The 19,291-nt window shown below is 38.6% G+C and carries 18 protein-coding genes, 1 tRNA gene and 2 pseudogenes; 5 read left to right on the top strand and 16 right to left on the bottom strand.

What is annotated here, in order from left to right; all coding sequences use genetic code 11:
- Positions 1-2 precede the first annotated feature (2 nt).
- The 7 genes from ACR6HW_RS17130 to ACR6HW_RS17100 all read right to left on the bottom strand — a co-directional run bounded on the left by ACR6HW_RS17130 (position 3) and on the right by ACR6HW_RS17100 (position 7,409).
- A complete protein-coding gene (locus ACR6HW_RS17130) occupies positions 3-1,106 on the bottom strand; it encodes a hypothetical protein (RefSeq protein ID WP_455728890.1) in 1,104 nt (367 codons plus the stop codon).
- A 34-nt stretch (positions 1,107-1,140) separates the two neighbouring features.
- Positions 1,141-3,444: an RCC1 domain-containing protein gene (locus ACR6HW_RS17125; protein ID WP_455728889.1), complete on the bottom strand. Its 2,304-nt coding sequence runs from the start codon at positions 3,442-3,444 to the stop codon at positions 1,141-1,143.
- Between the two features lie 12 nt (positions 3,445-3,456).
- Entirely contained in the window at positions 3,457-4,191 is a 735-nt protein-coding gene (locus tag ACR6HW_RS17120) for a hypothetical protein (protein ID WP_455728888.1), read from the bottom strand.
- Positions 4,192-4,212: 21 nt separating this feature from the next.
- Positions 4,213-5,445 (bottom strand): hypothetical protein, encoded by a 1,233-nt coding sequence (locus ACR6HW_RS17115; protein ID WP_455728887.1) that lies wholly within the window; start codon positions 5,443-5,445, stop codon positions 4,213-4,215.
- Positions 5,446-5,669: 224 nt separating this feature from the next.
- Positions 5,670-7,004 carry a DUF2828 family protein gene (locus ACR6HW_RS17110; RefSeq protein WP_455728886.1) on the bottom strand — a complete coding sequence of 445 codons (1,335 nt, stop codon included), beginning with the start codon at positions 7,002-7,004 and terminating at the stop codon, positions 5,670-5,672.
- A 22-nt stretch (positions 7,005-7,026) separates the two neighbouring features.
- Positions 7,027-7,140 (bottom strand) — tRNA-OTHER (locus ACR6HW_RS17105).
- Positions 7,141-7,190: 50 nt separating this feature from the next.
- Positions 7,191-7,409, bottom strand: a complete 219-nt coding sequence (locus tag ACR6HW_RS17100) for a hypothetical protein (RefSeq protein WP_455728885.1) — start codon at positions 7,407-7,409, stop codon at positions 7,191-7,193.
- A 102-nt stretch (positions 7,410-7,511) separates the two neighbouring features.
- Here ACR6HW_RS17100 and ACR6HW_RS17095 point away from each other — a divergent pair, with 102 nt between their 5' ends.
- The 5 genes and pseudogenes from ACR6HW_RS17095 to tnpC all read left to right on the top strand — a co-directional run bounded on the left by ACR6HW_RS17095 (position 7,512) and on the right by tnpC (position 11,249).
- Entirely contained in the window at positions 7,512-7,808 is a 297-nt protein-coding gene (locus ACR6HW_RS17095; protein ID WP_455728791.1) for a transposase, read from the top strand.
- The gene (locus ACR6HW_RS17090; RefSeq protein ID WP_455730911.1) at positions 7,775-8,407 is read left to right on the top strand and encodes an IS3 family transposase; all 633 of its coding nucleotides are present in this window, start codon (positions 7,775-7,777) and stop codon (positions 8,405-8,407) included. The genes ACR6HW_RS17095 and ACR6HW_RS17090 overlap by 34 nt, the downstream gene beginning before the upstream one ends.
- 48 nt (positions 8,408-8,455) lie before the next feature.
- A complete protein-coding gene (locus ACR6HW_RS17085; protein ID WP_455730910.1) occupies positions 8,456-8,680 on the top strand; it encodes an integrase core domain-containing protein in 225 nt (74 codons plus the stop codon).
- Positions 8,681-8,742: 62 nt separating this feature from the next.
- Positions 8,743-9,420 (top strand): annotated as a pseudogene (locus ACR6HW_RS17080) (IS1380 family transposase); the annotation flags it as partial.
- A gap of 233 nt (positions 9,421-9,653) precedes the next feature.
- Complete coding sequence (gene tnpC, locus ACR6HW_RS17075) at positions 9,654-11,249, top strand: IS66 family transposase (protein ID WP_455728884.1); 1,596 nt, start codon at positions 9,654-9,656, stop codon at positions 11,247-11,249.
- Between the two features lie 360 nt (positions 11,250-11,609).
- Here the strand turns inward: tnpC and ACR6HW_RS17070 are convergent.
- The 9 genes and pseudogenes from ACR6HW_RS17070 to ACR6HW_RS17030 all read right to left on the bottom strand — a co-directional run.
- A pseudogene (locus ACR6HW_RS17070) lies at positions 11,610-12,276 on the bottom strand (IS630 family transposase); the annotation flags it as partial.
- Between the two features lie 539 nt (positions 12,277-12,815).
- The gene (locus tag ACR6HW_RS17065) at positions 12,816-14,243 is read right to left on the bottom strand and encodes an IS110 family RNA-guided transposase (protein ID WP_455728883.1); all 1,428 of its coding nucleotides are present in this window, start codon (positions 14,241-14,243) and stop codon (positions 12,816-12,818) included.
- A 105-nt stretch (positions 14,244-14,348) separates the two neighbouring features.
- Positions 14,349-14,576: a helix-turn-helix domain-containing protein gene (locus ACR6HW_RS17060; RefSeq protein WP_455728882.1), complete on the bottom strand. Its 228-nt coding sequence runs from the start codon at positions 14,574-14,576 to the stop codon at positions 14,349-14,351.
- A 28-nt stretch (positions 14,577-14,604) separates the two neighbouring features.
- Positions 14,605-15,882 (bottom strand): IS630 family transposase, encoded by a 1,278-nt coding sequence (locus ACR6HW_RS17055; protein ID WP_455728881.1) that lies wholly within the window; start codon positions 15,880-15,882, stop codon positions 14,605-14,607.
- 369 nt (positions 15,883-16,251) lie between these two features.
- Positions 16,252-16,617, bottom strand: a complete 366-nt coding sequence (locus ACR6HW_RS17050) for a hypothetical protein (RefSeq protein WP_455728880.1) — start codon at positions 16,615-16,617, stop codon at positions 16,252-16,254.
- A 131-nt stretch (positions 16,618-16,748) separates the two neighbouring features.
- Positions 16,749-17,246 (bottom strand): hypothetical protein, encoded by a 498-nt coding sequence (locus ACR6HW_RS17045; RefSeq protein ID WP_455728879.1) that lies wholly within the window; start codon positions 17,244-17,246, stop codon positions 16,749-16,751.
- The gene (locus tag ACR6HW_RS17040) at positions 17,236-18,126 is read right to left on the bottom strand and encodes a hypothetical protein (RefSeq protein WP_455728878.1); all 891 of its coding nucleotides are present in this window, start codon (positions 18,124-18,126) and stop codon (positions 17,236-17,238) included. The genes ACR6HW_RS17045 and ACR6HW_RS17040 overlap by 11 nt, the downstream gene beginning before the upstream one ends.
- 11 nt (positions 18,127-18,137) lie before the next feature.
- Positions 18,138-18,620: a hypothetical protein gene (locus tag ACR6HW_RS17035; protein WP_455728877.1), complete on the bottom strand. Its 483-nt coding sequence runs from the start codon at positions 18,618-18,620 to the stop codon at positions 18,138-18,140.
- A gap of 176 nt (positions 18,621-18,796) precedes the next feature.
- Positions 18,797-19,171 (bottom strand): hypothetical protein, encoded by a 375-nt coding sequence (locus ACR6HW_RS17030; protein ID WP_455728876.1) that lies wholly within the window; start codon positions 19,169-19,171, stop codon positions 18,797-18,799.
- Positions 19,172-19,291: the final 120 nt, after the last annotated feature.

The raw sequence follows: 19,291 nt of genomic DNA, 5'->3' as shown, positions 1-19,291 counted from the left end.
GCTTATCCCCTTCCATAGTAATTTCTATAGGCTGTTACAGCCTCTCTCACAGCCCTTAAATCCCGTTTTGCTAATTGCTTGAACCGATTAATCTTAACTCGAACTTCTGGGTCGTCCATAGACAATGCCTCTATACGCTGTTTAAGCTGAAGCATAGTTTTGTGTTGGGTTTCAGCAATTTCTTTAAGAAGTGTATGAATTTCTCTTTCCCGTTCTGCTACGTAAACCTGTTCCTTGTAGGCAGTGAGTTGTTCGTTAATGCCGCGAAGTTCAGCTCTCTTTTCTTCTAATTCATGCAACAGTTCAATCAGTTCGGTCACAGGAACAAATGTCAAAATATAGCCGACCTTCTGGGCTTTATGAAAAATGGGCTTTTGGCTATATTGAAAGTAAGCAGGTGAATCCGTTTCTAAAGATATGACTTCTTTTTCGCAGAGCGTTTTCTTTATTGCCTTACCGACAAAGATGTGCTCGATAGAATTGCAGTCAATCGTTTTTAGAGGTTTAAAGTACGGTGCTGCCTCTGCTTCTGAGTTTTTATAAACAACCGCGCCTTTGCTATCAATAATAAAAACATAGTCTACAATCGATTTCTTCACTTTGGCAAATACATGAGCGCTCACACTGTAGGTAACTGATTTACTTGAGAGCCAAAAAAAATGACCTGCGAGAGCGGTAACCCCGATGACGCGATTGAGGTGCCAAAAGATCAATGTGGTCGCGAACAAGTACACATTCTCAAAAAATTTCGCCTTAAAACACGGCGCCATTCGCTGCGTTTTAAGGGATTCCCCGACACAGGCCCCCACATAACACAACAAAAAAAGCGTACTAAAACCCCTACTTGTCTTTTGCAAGAGACTGCTAAACGCTACTTTTTCAATAAAAATTGAGAAGGCCCCCAACATTAACAGCATTCCCAGCAAACACACCCAACGCTTTCTTGCCTTAACTTTATAAACAACCGTCATTACACGAACAGCAAGTAATGAAATCAAAATTGTCAACAGCAAAATACTGAAAAACTGATCCAATGTGTAATACCTACCATCTCCCATATGCCCCCCTCTTGCCATCACGCCTTCTGACCATACTTCACTTTTCAATCATATCGTAATTTTCTGACTTTTTAAAGTCCTACTACTCTATTCTTTCCGCATCCATAATAAAGTCCAGTATGTCATAACTTTCATCTAAGTCAACGAGTTCATACGCCAATACAGTCTTGTGTCCTGCTACATGTCTGACTGCTCTGTACCTCACGGGCATTCTGTTTGTGGCTGAGAACCACTGCTCAATAAAAACGCCGTCGTCTTGCACTTGTAATGTATAAATAATTGCCCCATCCTCCTCAAACCATGCGTCAAAATTACCCCCAACTTGCATTTGCTTAAAGTAATCGGGCTCTAAAAATTTAAACTCTAAATAATTGCCATTAACTGTTTCGGCATAATTGCTATGTTGATACATTCTCATAAAAGTCGTATGCGCAGTGGCGTTAAAAATACCGATAGATGCAATTCTCCCTTCGCTGTAAATATCTTCTCTAATTTGGATATTCCCCTCTACAGCTCTATAGTATATGTTTTTTTGGCGCTTTTCCACCCCATCCTGCGTCGTATGGGTGCCTACGTAAGTGGCCATATACGCTTCAGCATAAGGCTTATAGGACAAATACGCTGCAACTTCCCCAATGCTGTCGTAGTCGTCTTCCCATCCTATATTGGGTGGATAAATACCATCTAGTGAAGTAGAGGCATCTATCGATGCCTCTACGTTTTCCGGTTGAACTGCGTCAATCGCCTGCCATATGCGGTACATGCTCATAAACGCCTGCTGTCTTTGATAGGAACCCTTTGGATCAAACTTATTCCCTGATGTTCCCTTCAGGACGCCGATGTCATATACATACCCTGTGAAAGCTTTTGCCCACGCCGATATGTCCGCTAAATCTGCGTAGTTCGGTGTACTTAAAACCACTTCTCTGCCACAGGCTTGAGCCGTTCGCGTTAAAAATGCCGCTGCCATTTCACGATTTAACAACATCTCGGGCTCAAAGGTTGTTTCCGATGTTCCTTTTACAATTTGAAGTGCTTTCGCTGCCAAAACTTCTTTTGTATCGCAGTCTTCAAAAGTATCTTTTGGAGCACTTTCAATGCCGACTTCTTGTAAATAGGCCTCTATACTCATGTCGGCTTTAACTTCTATCATTCTTATGGCTAAGATGCAGAACTCTTCCCTCGTAATAGGCTTCGTATAGTGACTTTGCATATCCTCGGGTATAAGTTGCGCACCAATAGCCTTTTCAACCTCTTTATGCGCCCATGTATCCGGCGAATCCTGTACACCATCTAAAACTTGTGTCAAGGGGGTATACCAAGTTTCGTTCGCCTCGTACCCTAACCCCCCTCTATAATCGCCACCCATGACCCATAAGGTTCTATCGGTCTTTAAAACAGCGCTGTGGCGTTCGCCAATTGTAACATCAAGCACATCTTCCGCTATCTTGTACGGTATCCGCTCATCTGCGACGTTGTCGCCTTCATAACTCTCCCCCCAGCGCCAAAGCGTGTTGTCCATTTTAACGATTAATGCCGCTTCAGCATCAACTGCAGCTGTTCTGACATTGTCCATCACCTTATATGGGCGACCCGCGTTTTCTATCCAGCCTTCCGACTGCGTATAAAAGCCACCACTTCCCCATAGGTATAGGCTGTTATCTAATCGTATGGCGCCGACGACACTTGTACCGTAGTTGGTTGCAATCGATTTTACATCGTCTAGTATTTTGATTGGGGTCAATGTATCTGCTTTTTCAGAAATCATGTTTCCCAACTGTGCATAATTGGTATCCCCATAACCCCAAAGTGTATGGTCATCTTTCAAGAAGAAAACGGTCTCATTGTCTGCGTACATGTCGATAACATTTTCCGCTACTTTTTCAAAACCTACTTTTGACAAGGCTTTTTTATTCGTACCGTCACCCGTGTACATATCGCCACAAATCCATAGAGACCCTTCGTTTTTTAAAGCTAAAATAAAGCGGTCGCTTACTGAAGCCAGCTTGACATCGTCTATTGCTAATTTTGTAGGATAGAGCAGTGTAGGATCAAGCTTGTTTCCGCCTGCAGGATAACCTTCTAGGCTTCCCCAGCCCCATAGTGTATCGTCTTTTTTTACAGCAACTCTAGCCTGCGCCCCCCCACTAGAGACGCTTCGAACACCCTCGAGTATTTTCACAAAAGCAACTTGTTCTTCTTTATACCCGTTGCCATTGCCTGTATACTGTACGCCTGAACCCCACAGAGTCCCATCAGCTTTGACGACATAAGTGCTCCCATAAGAACTGCTCAACACAGAACCACTTTCTCCTTGTGCAAAACTGTTTCCACCCATTCCCACTAACAAAATGGCTATACAAACAGCTATGAGTTTTTTCTTCATTACACCCTCCTCTTAATACGCAATTTCAACTTGTGTTACCGTCTTATCCGTTTCATTGTCGATGATAACATTTAGAAGCTCTCCATTTAAAGTCCCCATAAACAATTTCGACTGAGCGCCCGGCACCGCTTGAACCATATAGTACTCGGAGCCTTCGAGCAACTCAGAAAAATACGTACATGTTGCGTCAAACGTGGCACTTGTTGTATAAGTGATCTCATAAAAGCCATTTGTCGCTTTGGTATCTTCAAAGTGTAGCACTTCTTCAACTTCAAAACGCAAAAGTTCATCTAGCCCCCCCTCTACAGTATTACTGTCAAAGGCATTTTCTAATGCTTTTGTAGCTTCGTTCATCCCCTGAACCGTTTCTCGATCTTCTTCGGACAGCGGTGCTTTATTCTGCTCGGCTTCCAGGTAGGCTTTTAAGGTTACCCCCATCTGATCCGCAGCCGCTGTAAAAACTTCAAATGGCGTCTTGCCATCGGCCGCTAGAGCTGCTTTATACGCTTCAGCTGTATCGCCATGGCGCTCAGCTGTCAGTACAGTAAGTGTTTCAATTGTTTCTTGAAGCTCTTGAGTGGAAACCCCTTCTTGTTGAGCGCGTTTTTCTAAGTTTGACTGAAAGCCGCTACTCTTCTCGGTACTGTCTGTTGTCAGGTCTTGAGGCACAATGGCCTCTTCTACTTTGCTACACGCAGTCAACATCAATACAATTGTCAAGCCTATGACACACCCTTTTTTACGCATATTTTTTCTCCTTCCCATATGTTAATACGCATTAAAGTCAAATAATGTCTCGGATATCTCAGAAGTATCATTTAAAGCGACTACTTCCCAAGACTCGTGGTACTCAACGATTTTCCCCTCAGGGTAACGTGTTCCGTAAATGTACTCCGTTCCGAAGTTTAAATAAGCTATTATGAGTCGGTTGTCAAAGTCATAAGTGAAGCTCGTCGCGTTGTAAGTCCCCTCTGTATCTGGCGTGTAATAAGAAACGACGAGGAAACGCGCACCGTCTTGTTTTTCAATGTAAGTTCTCTTAACGGAAGGACACTTCGAATCCCTTGAAACCGGAAAGCGTTCTGAAAGTGTCTCCACATTTCGAAAAAAGTCAATTTCCAATAGCCTTATGGGTAAGGCATTTCCCTTTTCTTTAATGCGCTGTCCATCTTCACTAACGATCAAGGTCTCGTTGGTCTTTGAATTGTATATACTTACAAAGTTCCTAGAGGTCTCACCGTCATAATGTGATACCACATGTGCGTCTGAATTTCTAAAATAGGCCTCCCAAGTCTGTTCTGTAAGAACAACCTTTTCGGGAACAGACTTGTTGCCTACTGCATAATACACCTCTGGCGCCACATGACGAGTAACGCCCTGAATCATCACAGACAAATGCTTGGGGTAATAGACCTCGTCCCACTCCTCTTCCCACTCATTCCAATCCAACTGACCAATCTCTTCTTGGATGACCACCCCTCTGCTGCCAACTGTTGCGTCAATTTGTGCCTCGACGCGCGTGAGAAAATCTGCCTCGATGAGCTCTAATTCTGCTTGGTCAATAGTCTCTCCTGTAAGAGGTCCTTCGTAAGTATAAGCGACGAATGTTCGACCCTCATCATGCGCTTCTATTGTCAGCATCACAAAGGCATCGTTTACAGTACCTTTGAGGATTGCCAGAGTATCTCCTGGATAGCGCTGAAAATCATACCCCTCACTGTTGCCAAGAGCACCGTCAAAATGTGCCACAACCTCATCGTAAGACTCCTTTGTGTAGTAGGTTGTTACACGGGTGTCGGCATTTGAATGCACCTCCTTGTCTATGAGTTCATCGACTTTAAATTCACCAAACAACTCTGTTGATATGGCATTTTGAATCGATTGAGACTCCGAGTACCCTGTTGGCGTCTTCATCTGCTCCTCTTTGTAATCCCCGCCTTCAAGTGTAGAGCACCCACTTAAAACAGCTATTAGGCTTATATAGAGCCATAGCCTTTTCATAACGTGTATTTTTTGTTCATCTTGTGTACCTCCTCGATAAAATTGTATTCAAAACCTACGTTAACCGCAACAAAACGCCCGTCACCACTTAGGTGACGAGCGTCATCATTATACGACTATTGGCAAATTAAGGAGACTTTCATCTAAACGCACAACAAAAAAGACGTTGCATTTTCATCTACAACGTCTTTTGTGCGCTTCTATTCAGCTGGGCGCATGCCCTCTTAAGCCACAACTTTTACCCCTTCACAGTCCATAGATGCCTGAAAAGCATCGAGAGTACTGTTCACATTCCAAAAGACGATTTCAGGGATGCGGTAGCCGGCGGCAGCGTACTTTCTTTTCATTTTGCTGTAAAAAGTCCAGCCCTTTCGAGGTGCATGCAAACTGCCGTCAAACTGCATATCGGAAACCACTGCGAGTACTTCGGGCAAGTCAGAGGCCGGCAATCGGTTATCAGTAGCCGTGCGAAGGATCAGCTCAAGGGCACTTTCAAAGTTGGTGTTCATGCCCCAGTCACTGCTTAAAACACATCTGACTTTCTCGTAAAGCGTCTCGCCTGTAACTTGGACAACTGATGGACTGGCGCTAAAAGTCATAAAGTGGTTGGCAAATGCGCCTTTGGAACGCTCTGCAAAATACAGCGCCAATCCAATTGACGTCGCCATGGGTCTACCGGTCATCGATCCAGATACATCGGCCATTACCAGCACATTTTTCTCATGGCCCTCGACGAAATCAGGCATGCTGTACCATTGCTGTTCCAACAGTTCGTAATTTGCCGCCGAATCGTAAAGCATCTTTTCTGTGATGTTGTACGGATACAAAACAGAAGCGTTCACTTTTTCATCACCGGTTTTCACCGATTCGATGTAGGCTTTAAAACGCTTTTCATCATTTCTGCAAAAGGTTTTGCTGTAGACATGCATTGCATTTGCAGGCACTTGACTGTACACAATGTCGCCCAATTGCCGAGAGGACATCTTGGCTTCCAACACATCGATTTTCCGCCGAAGCGCCGACAGCGTTTGACGGTACGATTTGGCGTCCCAGTTCAACCCGCGCATCAGTATTTTTGCATACCGCCGCGTCGTCTTGGATGATGTGTTGTGGCTTGGCAGCCATTTGGTCAGCAGCGAGGAGGCTTCCGATACCAAATCCGCCTCCAGTTGCTCTCGAACGATTTCAACAACGGCATCGGACAACCCCGTATCCAGCAGTACCCACAAATCGTCCCAATGACTCATCTGTTCCAAGTTCTTCTTTAGAACCATTGGATGCTGGCACGCGAGATGTTTGTACACGATGCGCGCCGTACGGCGTTCGCCGAGGCCACCTCTAATATCTCGCGCGTAAAAGAGCAGTTTCATCGCAAGCAATCGGTCTTCAGAAAATGCCTGTGCAAACTTATTTTCTATATCAATCGCTTTTCGATGCCTCATGGCACCGATGCTCCCGAACAAATCAACCAGTTCAGAATGGGTGGATTTTAACGCACCTGCGCCGTTTGTCGTCTTTGTTCTATTGTCGTTTTTCTTTAACGCTTCTAAAAATGACACCTTTTTTCCTTCCTTACTCAAATGGTGAATCGCGGCATGAATCGAACTCGCGCCTCTACCTCCATAGAATGATTGCTGTCAGCGTCTTTTACAAGACGCATTTTCTATAGTGTTCTACCACTGAACTACGCGATTCATAAAGGGTGCAGGTTCAGCCCGCCCTACAAATTTCAAGGACGCCCCCTGTCACCCTGAAGACAAGACGCCGGTTTCACTTGGAAGGTGATTTGGATGCGTCTTAAATAACTTTTTAGTATTGCGATTTAAGTTGTAGATGGGCTTTAGAACAGCCTTTACCGTCACCGTATCGCCGATGTTTTCTAAGATATCATCAATGGACTTGTACGCCATGGGCGATTCGTCCAAAGTCTTTGGTGTTACAGAGGTGGAATAAATGCCTTCCATTTCTTTTTTAAACGCCTGATGCTAGTATAAAAATAGGACAATTAATGTTGAGTCTTTTTAGAATACAAGATATAATAAACCCAATTCAAAAGGAGAAGACTCATGGGAACAAAAAATCAAAAGCAATTTTCGAAAGAGTTTAAACAAGATGCTGTCAATTATTACTATTCATCTGGAAAAACAGGCGAAGAAGTAGCAAAAGAACTCAAAATCGGAAAATCAACCCTCAGTTCATGGATAAGGAATGCCAAAAATCACGAAGGTGTTGTTGAACATAGAGGTTCGGGTAATTTTTCGTCAGATGCTGAAAAAGAAAATGCACGCCTGCGCAAAGAACTTCGAGATGCAAAGGATGCAATCGAAATATTAAAAAAAGCAATGAGCATATTGAACGATTAACAGAAACGCTTTACCCAATCATCAAAGAAAAATCTAAGAAACGCACTTTTTCTGCTAACAATGTGCTCAAATATCTTGGCGTTTCAACATCTGGATACTATAGTTTTAAAAGTCGAAAAGCCTCTCGCGCGAAACTACGCAAAAGAACTGTATCCACAAAGATCAAAGAAATATATAATGCTTCTTATCAGATTTATGGTGCACCTAAGATTACAAAATTACTCAATGAGCAAGGCATAAAAATCGCTGAAAAAACAGTTGGGAATTACATGCGCAATGAAGGTATTAAGGCAATATGGGTTCGTCCATACACCCAAACCACCATTGATCCTGATTTTGACAACAAGCTTAAAAATATACTGGATAGACGATTTCGTCCTGCAGTACCGAATGCCGTCTGGACAACCGCTATCACCTATGTTTATACTTTGAAGGGCTTTATTTATTTAACGTCTGTAATGGACCTTTATTCTCGAAAAATCATCGGGTGGCATGTTTCCGATAGACTAACAACAGAGGGTGTCATATCTGCAATTAATAACGCTAAAGCCTCTAGAAAATCAAAGAGACCAACGATTATTCATAGTGACAGAGGGTGACAATTTGTATCCAAAGATTATAAGAAAGCAACACCGACTAAAGAATATATCCGAAGTTATTCACAAAAAGGTACGCCTTGGGACAATGCACCAATTGAGTCTTTCCACGCACTCATAAAGCGTGAATGGCTTAACCGATATATCATTAAAAATCTTCATCATGCACACAAACTGATATTCCATTATATTGAGACATTTTATAATACCACCAGAATACATTTGCATTGTGGTATGATATCCCCTTACGACTATGAACTTGAATTCGTCAGTTAATAATCAAAAAAATTGGTTAAAGATTCTACGTTTAAGTTGTCCTTTTTCTTGACAGAGGACCATATCCGGATGTCCATCTATTCCTCCGTGGAGACAGTGGTTTTGCAACACCGGACTTGTACAAACAGTGTGTAAGCAATGGTGTATCCTATGCCATACGCTTGAAAGCAAACAAAATACTGTATGCTCACGCAAAACATTTGGATGATGAAATAACCGAAGCTACAAAGGATAACATGATTGATTATGTGGTCCGTTATGATGAGTTCTTGTACCAGGCCGGTAAATGGGACTATCCTAGACGGGTTATCGTCAAGGTCGAGAAACCGTACATTCAGCTAACCAATCAGTATGCCTTTATTGTGACCAATAGGAATCTCAGTCCTGAAGAACTGATTAAGTTCTATCGACATCGAGGCACCATGGAAAACTTCATTAAAGAAGGTAAAAGTGGCTTCAACTTTGCATCAACGCCAAGTAAGGACAAAGTCGTTAATGCAAATCATCTACTGCTCCATGTCCTAGCATACGACCTATTTAATTACTTTAAACGATTGGTATTACCTGAAAGCATGAAGAAAATGTTGATAGATACTATTCGATTGAAGCTGCTCAAAATCGCATCAAAGGTTGTTAAAGCAGCAAGATATATTCATTTCAAACTGTGTAGCAGTTGTCCATACAAGAATGAGTTCTATGAAATTCTTGAGAACATCCGTCGACTTCCACAGTTAGAATAAACATAACTGATGAACTTTGAAATCTGAAAATCGAGAAAAGTACTGTATACAGGATAAGTCTGCCCATTTTTAGATAATAAACATCAAGACTTCTTCTATGATAAGCATTATGAAGCGCAAAAACTTAAATCCGCTCGATTTTTGGTGATATCATGAGTTCATGAATAATTCAGGTTTATGTTTTCTGAGATTTATCTCTTTTTTTGAGCCGTAAATTTTGATATAATAACCGTATGAAAACTATAAAGAACGCGACATCACATACAACTTCATCAAGCGACAAAAATACTCAAACACTTGAGCAAACCATTGCCAAGCAAGTACTAGAAATAGAAGCTTTACAAGCAAAAGTGACTCACTATGAAGAACTTTTTCGTCTAAATCAACACCAGAAATTCGCAGCTTCAAGTGAACAGACAAATCCAGAACAGCTTAGCTTTTTCAATGAGGCAGAAAAGGCGTCTGCACAAAAAAGCGAAAAACCTCATACGGAAGTGATTCTTAAAAATCGTAAGAATGGACGTTCAAAATCACGTAAAACTTATAATGACCTGCCTGTTGAAGAAGTACATTACACACTGTCAGAAGATCAGATGAATTGTCCAAACTGTGAAGGGACTTTGCACGAAATGAAGACAGAGATTCGAAGAGAACTTAAAATCATTCCAGCGCAGGTTAAAGTTGTTCACCACATCCGTCAGGTTTATGCTTGTAGATGCTGTGATAAAGAGGGCACTGAAGGGACGATTGTAAGAGCACCTATGCCAAAGTCCCTTATGCCAGGCAGCATGGTTTCACCGTCTCTTCTTGCCTTTATTATGGACCGCAAATACAATCAGCACTTGCCACTATACCGCCAGGAGAAGGCCTTTGAAAACTTTGGCATCGATATTTCAAGACAGAATATGGCCGCTTGGATAATGTATGGCGCAAATAATTGGCTGAGGCCACTTTATGAACGTATGCATGTTTTTCTTAAAAACGAGCTTGTCATCCATGCCGATGAAAGTCCTTTGAAAGTCATTGATGAGAAGAAGAATTCAAAAGGTTACATGTGGCTTTATGCGTCAGCTAAAAGTGCCATGCACCCTATGTTTTTATACGATTATAAATCCTCTAGATCTCAGAAAAATCCACAGAAGTTTCTTAAAGGATTTTCAGAGTATCTTCAAACAGATGGCTATAGTGGCTATAATGCGGTCGAAAATGTCACGCAGGTGGGATGTCTGGCTCATGCACGTCGTAAATTTAATGATACCCTAAAGGCGCTTCCAGAACGTGCTGAGCTTTCGAGGACTAAATCCAGTGAAGGCCTTAGGTTCTGTAATCAGATATACCATTATGAAAAGCAGTATATGAACTTAACGCCAGAGGAACGTTTTAAAAAACGGCAAGAGGCTGTTAAACCTGTTCTTGGCGCTTGGAAGTCATGGCTTGAAGAGCAAAATTGCTGCACACTTCCAAAGAGCAAGCTTGGAGAGGCTGTTAAATACTGCCTTAATCAATGGGATAAGCTCATGAACTTCATGCTTGATGGACATATTGCAGTCGATAACAATTTTGCAGAGCGTGCCATTAAACCTTTTGTAATCGGGAGAAAAAATTACTTGTTCTCAAGATCGCCTAAAGGTGCTCAGCCAAGTGCGATGAGTTATTCCATTATTGAAACGGCCAAAGCCAATAAGCTCAATCCATTTTTCTACTTAACCTATTTATTCAAGCAGCTTCCAAATATCGATATTGAGGATGATAAAGCTTTGGACGCTTTGTTGCCATGGGCAGAATCTATACCAGATGAGATCCGCAAAACTGCGGACAAACAAGACTAGAAATCTTACGCCAGCCAATTCTCTTGGGTGGTTTTTTTATTTTACTAGTCTCGCCATCAGATTTCTATGTGTACTCTACTTTACGCTTACCTTTAAAACGAAATAAAAATAGCCACATAACCCGTAACCCCTTTAGGTTTCAAGGCTTACAAGGCTATGTGGCTCTTGTTTTTGATTTTTGCATCCCCCCTATGCAATTTTGCGATTTTTTACACGAGGGGGGCACGCGGTCGTGAAAGGAGAGGTCTGCAGAGATTTGACCCGCCCTATCAATATAAACATAATATTTTAACCTCATATTCCTATAATAAAAAAGTATATAGCTTTTATAATTTCTGCTATATAAGTTGAATTAAGTCATTACAACTTAACGCATAAGCAATCAATAATAACCTGGGGGTTGTTTTGAAATTTCTTTTAAAAAAGCAGAAATATTTTTTCGAATCTCATAAGTTTTGTTGTAGAAAACATTGTTGATGACTTTATCTTTCAACCAGCCCCACAAGCCTTCAATCAAGTTAAGTTCTGGGCTATATGGCGGTAGAAACATCAGTTCAAGTCGCTCAATGTTTTCAAGTAAAAATGCCTGAATCAATTTCGCGTGATGTATTCTTGCATTATCAAGAATCATAACGATTTTACCCGAATACCGTTTGAGTACATTTTTTAAAAAATAGAGAAAGGTTTGTGCGTTGTAGGTGTCATGTTCTTCACAATAGATATCACCGCTCTCGTAATCAAGACAGCCAACCAGTTTTACACCACGATGTTTGCCAAATGTTTTAATGATCCTTTGTTTCCCCCGCTCAAACCAAGTGGCTCCAATCGCTTGATAGTCACATATCATCGACTCATCTTCAAATAATATATGCTGTATTTGCTCATTTATCAGTTTTTTTACCCGATCAAAATCTTTGCGGAAGGCCTCTTGCTTGACCGAATCTGCTTTAGCTAAAGTATAGGTTGGGCATGTATAGGACAAGTTGAGGCTCTTTAATATTAAGGTAACACCTTTGTGAGAATAACTCACCTTCCTTCCTATACTGTCAAGCCTAAACTTGTTCATTTTACAGGCTTTTTTTAAATAGTTACCTCATTAACTAGAGCTAAAAGTGTAGAACAGTCATGATATCATGTACTGAATAGCTAAAAATGAGCACAACTTAACAAGCATCCGCTTGTAACGCTCTATAAAGGCCATATTTCCCCTGTTTAGCTATGATGGTGAACCTTCCGTGTCTAAGGGGATCATGTCCCAACTTCCTTCGTCCCACCTGTTCATACACTGAGTGCCGGCTAAGCTTGTATTCAGGATCATGCCCTAAGGAGAAAACTACTGCCAGCTACAGCTCTTGTTTAATTTTGATTTTACTGACCCGCTTGATCTTCAAGGATCTGATATTCAGTGGACGCGACACCTTGATTCTCTCGGTTAGTCATTTTTCGGATAAAGTACCTTTGGCTACTTCATCATGAATAGGATTGCTTTCCAGAACCCTGCTCGAATCCAGATTTTCTGAATTCCAGCACGGGCCTAGATTGATTTTACTATTTTCTTGTTTCTATTTATGCGGCAACGACTTGGAGTTTACTTGGTCGCTTGATATCCGCTTTCATTTTCTTTGCGTCATACACCGAGCCTTTTATAAGCATTGTGTAAATCACTCGAAGCACCTTACAGGCAATGACTATCAGCGACTGCATCTTTTTAAGCGGATTTTCTGATCCTGTGGTATAGTACGCATGAACCTCTTTGAATTCATCCGAATGGATCACTACACACCTAGCTGCTTGGAATAACCAATATTTAAGCCGTTTGCGCCCTCTATGACTGTTCTTGGTTTTTCCTTTGTGCTTACCCGAGCTACACGTCACAAGTGCTAAACCACTCATTTTCTGTATCTCCTTTACATCACTAAACCGCGATAGATCACCCATCTCTGCTAGTATTCCAGACAGTGTATTGATTCCAATGCCTGATATTTCAAGGATGTTCTTGGCATATGGGATTTCCATGCATTTTTGATTGAGTTGATCCTCAACCTCTGCAAGTTGCTCGTCTAGATCAATAATCCTTTCTACAAACCATTTTACAGCCATTTTGCTGGCATTTACACCCTCTTTCAAACCAACACTCGCACAGGCATGTTTCAAGATGTCATCGGCTCTGCTATAGCCCCGTCCCCTTAGCTTAGCATGATGCCAAATCTGTCTTATGCTATCTGCGCCTAATAAAACTAGGTCATCTGGAAATGGTGCTGTTTTTAGTAGCAATAAGCTGAACGGGCCATCAAACTTCCCCAAAGCGGCTTTATACTCTGGAAAATAGATTTTCATCTCACGGTGAAGCCTATTGAGAGTTCTAATCCTATCTTCATTCAGTTGATCCCTAAACATTGATAAACGTCTGAGGTCTGCATACAGTTTTTCAGGAAGATAGGGCATGCCAAAGTTACCATCTTTAACAAGATTTGCAATGAGTTTAGGATCCTTGATATCATCCTTACGCTGGCTATTATCCTCTATTTCTTTTGTTTGCTTCACTGCATGGGGATTAACCTGAACAACGCTTATACCATTAGAAATCATCCATGTTGCTAGGCAAAGCCAGTAGTGTCCCGTTGGTTCTAATCCCATTACAATCTGTTCTTTTCTATTCTCCGTCGCTATCTCAACTGCCCATTCTTTGGCACTTTCAAAACCAGCATGTGTATTGCTAAAAGAAAATGCCGATTTACTAAGTTCTCTCCCACGAGTATCAATAGCTCTTAAATAGTGTGTTTCACTGCCTATATCGCATCCTAGAATAAGCATGTCATCACTGATAAAAGTCAGTTTTTCATTTTTGTCGAACTTACCCTGGGTTTCCAACTCACGCCATGTCGATGCTTTCAGATTATTTTTTATAGCCTCTGTTCTCAATATAATTTCTCGATGCTTGAAGATGTTTGATGTAGCTACTTGATTTTTAACTTTTTTACCTTTAGAATTCATATTAGACACCTCTCGTTTTTTTTGATTTTTTACTAACTGCCTGGTCAGTAATAATCTAAATTTACTTGAGGTGTTTTTCTTTGTCAATCGCTTGACCTATTTAAATTATACAGGAAGCTTGTATGCTCTTAAAATGTATTCTTGAATAAGTTTTGCTGTCCAGTTAAAGTTCGCCGGAAATCCTACTTCTGTAGGTGTTTTATTTAAAATCATATCTTTCAATTCTGCTTTTTGTTCAGAGCTCAATCGACTGGGTCTACCTTCTCTTGGTGCATCGGGGATTGAAGAAAGATCATGACTTCTATAGTTCGTGTAGAGTCTATATATTGTCACAGGCGTTAACTAGTATGGTTCAAACAAATTAACTATTAGTTTCAGTTTTATTTTTACGCCCTCTTTTAATAGGTTCAGGTGCACGTTTGTTTTTGTTTTCTTTGGTTGCTGCTTTAAGATTGACAACTTCATAAACAATTTCATCTATATTCTCATCAGCAAGGTTAATTTCATCTAATTTGTAGGACCATTTATAAGGTATTGGATCCTTGTTTATTTCATCGATGTATTTATAAATTCGTAATTCTAATTCTTCAGAACTTGATACCCTAATGCCTTTAAGCATTTGCTTCGTAAGCTTACTAAAGAAGCCCTCAACTAAATTGAGCCATGAGCCGTGAGTTGGAGTAAATACAAATTGAAATCTACCTGGTATTGTATTTAAGTAGCTTTGTGTTTCTTTTGACGTATGTGCGGAGTGACTATCTAATACTATACGTATTTTATCTCCACTGGGATATTTGCTATCTAATCGTTTTAAGAAATTCACAAAATCTGAGCTTTTATGTGTTTTGCTTATCAAAGGAATCACTTCACCAGTTAACAAATCTATGCCACCTAATAAAGAAAGCGTACCATGTCTAATGTATTCATAGTCTCTCATTACCGTACTATTCTTATGTGTATTTGGCATGGGTGGCAAATCCTTCGCCTTTGACTCTATCGCTTGCATGCCAGGTTTTTCGTCATAAGATATTGTATGAACGACTTTACCCTCGAAAGGAATTAGATTGCCATCTTCATCAAACTGCATTGAAACTTGTTTATAAACAACTAAAACATTGTGCATTTTTTCTTCAAATTTTGGATCTCTTTTTTCGCAATAATAAGAGACTGTAAAGGGACGTAACTTAGCTTCTTTAAGGATTGTACGAATCTTAGGTTCAGATATAGTAGCTAATCGTGGATATCCAGCTTCTTCAGCTTTTGAGTTAATATGTCTCTTAAAAGCCTGCGGATACCATAGTTCTAACTCATAACCTAAATCTTTGGGTTTTATACAAGCTTGATCTATTATCCAAGTAATATCTGCGTCTGTAATCTCGGTTTTTCTACCACGACCAGAAGTATCAGCTAATGCCTCTTGGACACCACCATCTTTGAATTTTTTTATGCATAATCTCACTGTAGCTACTGATACATCTAATTTGTCTGCTATGAACTCATTAGATTTAGAATCGTTTTTTAATAAAAGAATTTTTGCTCGACAATGCATTCTTGCTTCTAATGTAGGCTGTTTTAAAACATTTTCTAATTCCATTTTTTCTTCTTCAGTTAAACGTATTGGCTTAATTCTATTTGGCATATAAAAGTCCTCTTTTCTAAGAGTATTATACCATATACAAAACGTTGTGTTAATTGATTTTATTCATACTAGGTAATTTCAGCAATTTTTTTAGTGACCTCTCTGGTCCCGTACAAGTATATAGCTTGTATTCGACGATATTCACGGCTTATTTTTGCTTTTTTCATTACCTGAAGAAGTTCTTCTTTTTAATCCGGTCTCAATAGTTTACGTCTACTCATTTTAGTCATCCTCACATAGTTTGTCGTCCTATTAGTTATCGGATCTTTACTATAAAATCTTAATTTAACTTATATAGTAATATTTTGCAATATATAACATCTAAATATTTTTAAAAATCATATTCTCGTGTATTTAAATAAATTGATTTTATTTATATTTACACAATTTATCTCTTAATTCTTGAAAATCAATCTGCTGATTTAAAACTTGCTTTCCGAGATATATTTCCTCTTTGTCACAAGATGCAAAGCAAGATTTAACCCAATTATTTTCCTTATTTAAAGGAATATAGTAAAATTTATTTTGAATTGTATCATTAAGTAATAAGCAATAAGGTAACATATTTAAATCCAAATAATCAAAAGTATCTCTATCAACAATAAATTGATTTCCTTTTCGACTTATAAAGCAAATATGGATTTTATTAATAACTTTAATAATCTTACTCCCATTTAATTCATCTATAATTTTAAATTCAAGTCCAATATCTTCTAATAGCTTTTCAATTTTCATTTTAACCTCAATTTTCTCAAAATAATATTCTTACTTTGATTTGCATATACTGTTTTAGATTTTTGCATTTTAATAATCTTTTTTTGATTTTAATTTTAATATCATGCAAGTGTTTCATAAATATTATATTTTCACAACTTCGGTATAATACTTGTCAAATCTGGTGAATTAGTACTTATATTCCATAAAGCTACCTTCATTTTTTTTATGCATTTACCATCACCAAAATCAAGCAAATCTTCACGTCTAAATGTATTTAGCAATTTATTCAAACTACCTAATTCAGCAGAAGTCATTAAAAATGCTTCCTCTGGATTAATGAGTTTGCAATAAGACCATAGTTGCCCTAAATCTCTTAAAGTTAAATTTGTTTTTTTAGCTTCTATAAAAAACAATTTTACAATATTTTTTTTTCGAGCTACTCCTAATATATCTATCTGAATATCCACACCTGTTGCTAGGTCATTTACAATATCTAGCTTCATTAAAGTTCTATCTAGTCTTTCTGAATGTGCATCAATAGTGATTACTTCAAAGCCTTTATATTTATCCTCTAAGTAACGGTGCAACCATATACGCATTGGCTGATAAAGTTCAAATTCACTCTTCACATTAATTTTATTCGACATAACCTAATTCCTTAGCAATTCCAGACCACGAGTCAAAGTGTTTCCCTCTGATTCCAATAGGTATAAATTCATCAGTTTCCCCAGGATGAAAGGGTTTTACTTTTTTTGATTTTCTTTTTGACTCCCAATAATATTTATGTGTTTTTTCATTTGGATCTTTATTTAAACTCTTATAGCCAGCAATAAGTTCTTCTGAAAACATCTCCAAAGCCTGTTGCTTATGAATAATTCCAAATCCTACAGGTATGAACTCATTTGCCCATATTTTTATTTGATGTTCCTTTTTCCAAAAATTTGGTTTTCCTGCATTATAAGCATTCAAGTTTCCATCTCTCATATTAGGATGTGCCCAATCTATAGTTTGTACTGGAATATCAATTGATTTAAGCAAGTTACATATATCAACTACTAATTGCCAATTATGTGGTATTTCAAAATACACTCTATGTTCAAACTTTTTAAAATACATATTGCTTCTTCTTATATAACCAGTCACATCAGCAAACCCTTTGATGAATTGTTTTCGCTCATCAAAGGTACATTCAAACAAATCTTCATGTATCCTAATATCATTATGAGAAACAGCATTTCCAATAAATCTGTTTATTTCTCTAACAAGGTAATCTGTGTTAGGTTTTGTAAACGATAATACCGTTGAAGATTTGTTTTGAATAAAATTTAGTCCCGCCCCTACTAAAGGCTCAATAATTGTTCTAATATCAGCAATACTGGCTTTAACATAAAGCTTAATATCATGTATTTCATCCGTTTGTAATTTTTTATGTGGTATATCAATAGATACGATTGTGTCTAAAGTGGTTCTTTGTATTTCTCCATTTCCACAAATCATACCTAATAGGTATGCCATTTCTATATTCAAAATAATTCACCTCACATTACATTATATCCATCAAAAAAAGCCTGTTGCTCATCATCACTGAAAACTTCTCTGATAACCTCTAAAATTAAATCACTATCTTGTATGCTTCCTGGATTAAAACCAATGTACATACACGCTTCAACAAACAAACTACCCGTAATTCTCATTTGATTGTCATTTTGTAATCTTCTTCTAAGTGGCAAAGGAATAGCATTTATCGAATGAAAATAAATTCTATATTGTGGTGCCCATTTCATATCATTTCCACCAGAAGTGAACCCTTGTGTGATAGAATAGTTGGGAACTATATTACTTAAAATAGTATTTCTATCTTCTGGTATCTCTGCATCTATTCGGCTAACTTTTTTTAATATATATCCTAAAGAAAAACACAAGTCTTCTGTGGACTTAAAATAAATGTCTTCAGCTCTACTACCAAAAATACTATTATAACCATAACCTCTTTTACTTAATGTCCCCCTTAAAGTAACCATAAATAAACTCCTAGTATTTTTTATAAAACTCAAAATATGTTAACAAATTTTATTGAAACCATTTTTATAGAGTTATCTTAACATTCGAATACCCTTGAAATCTTGAATATCCCATTAAAATAATAAAGAAGATAAAATCATGTCAGTTTTTAGAATAAAAGCTTAATAAAATTAATTTATATGTTATATCCAAAATCAAAATCTTGTAAATACACTGGAAAATTGATGGCTACTATACTGCGAATAAAATTACTATTTTGATATTTCCCAGCATTAAATCCAAAATTAGAAACTATATAATGAACATACTCATTGCAATTAATTCTTCTCTCATATGAATTTAAACCTTTACTATCCGCATTAGCTAATGGAATAGGCATATTAGTCGCATCCTCTATCCAAATTCTAAGTTCAGCCCCCCAACGATTTGAAGAAGTTTCGCTTGAAATATAAACACCTCTCTTGTTATTGCTTAAAAAGCCTAAACTAACAAAAAAATCTGATTCCGAGTCAAAAATGACCCAATTTCTTTCACCGAACGATAGTTTCATAAAACACCTCCTTGTAAGATAAAGATAGGGTTAAAACCCAACCCCGAATGTTCTTTGATAATTTCAAATCTATAGTTCAGATGAATCACAGACACCTTACCTTGATTTTACTAAACATCG

This window comes from Fusibacter sp. JL298sf-3, from assembly GCF_053842995.1.
The sequence above is the reverse complement of the archived record's forward strand: the minus strand, read 5'-3'. Positions and strand labels throughout refer to the sequence as shown.

What these genes read in the sequence shown, in the direction of transcription:
- ACR6HW_RS17125 (WP_455728889.1), bottom strand. Translation starts at nt 3,444, where the DNA reads ATGAAGAAAAAACTCATAGCTGTTTGTATAGCCATTTTGTTAGTGGGA.
- ACR6HW_RS17120 (WP_455728888.1), bottom strand. Translation starts at nt 4,191, where the DNA reads ATGCGTAAAAAAGGGTGTGTCATAGGCTTGACAATTGTATTGATGTTG.
- ACR6HW_RS17115 (WP_455728887.1), bottom strand. Translation starts at nt 5,445, where the DNA reads ATGAAAAGGCTATGGCTCTATATAAGCCTAATAGCTGTTTTAAGTGGG.
- ACR6HW_RS17100 (WP_455728885.1), bottom strand. Translation starts at nt 7,409, where the DNA reads ATGGAAGGCATTTATTCCACCTCTGTAACACCAAAGACTTTGGACGAA.
- ACR6HW_RS17095 (WP_455728791.1), top strand. Translation starts at nt 7,512, where the DNA reads ATGGGAACAAAAAATCAAAAGCAATTTTCGAAAGAGTTTAAACAAGAT.
- tnpC (WP_455728884.1), top strand. Translation starts at nt 9,654, where the DNA reads ATGAAAACTATAAAGAACGCGACATCACATACAACTTCATCAAGCGAC.
- ACR6HW_RS17065 (WP_455728883.1), bottom strand. Translation starts at nt 14,243, where the DNA reads ATGAATTCTAAAGGTAAAAAAGTTAAAAATCAAGTAGCTACATCAAAC.
- ACR6HW_RS17055 (WP_455728881.1), bottom strand. Translation starts at nt 15,882, where the DNA reads ATGCCAAATAGAATTAAGCCAATACGTTTAACTGAAGAAGAAAAAATG.
- ACR6HW_RS17050 (WP_455728880.1), bottom strand. Translation starts at nt 16,617, where the DNA reads ATGAAAATTGAAAAGCTATTAGAAGATATTGGACTTGAATTTAAAATT.
- ACR6HW_RS17045 (WP_455728879.1), bottom strand. Translation starts at nt 17,246, where the DNA reads ATGTCGAATAAAATTAATGTGAAGAGTGAATTTGAACTTTATCAGCCA.
- ACR6HW_RS17035 (WP_455728877.1), bottom strand. Translation starts at nt 18,620, where the DNA reads ATGGTTACTTTAAGGGGGACATTAAGTAAAAGAGGTTATGGTTATAAT.
- ACR6HW_RS17030 (WP_455728876.1), bottom strand. Translation starts at nt 19,171, where the DNA reads ATGAAACTATCGTTCGGTGAAAGAAATTGGGTCATTTTTGACTCGGAA.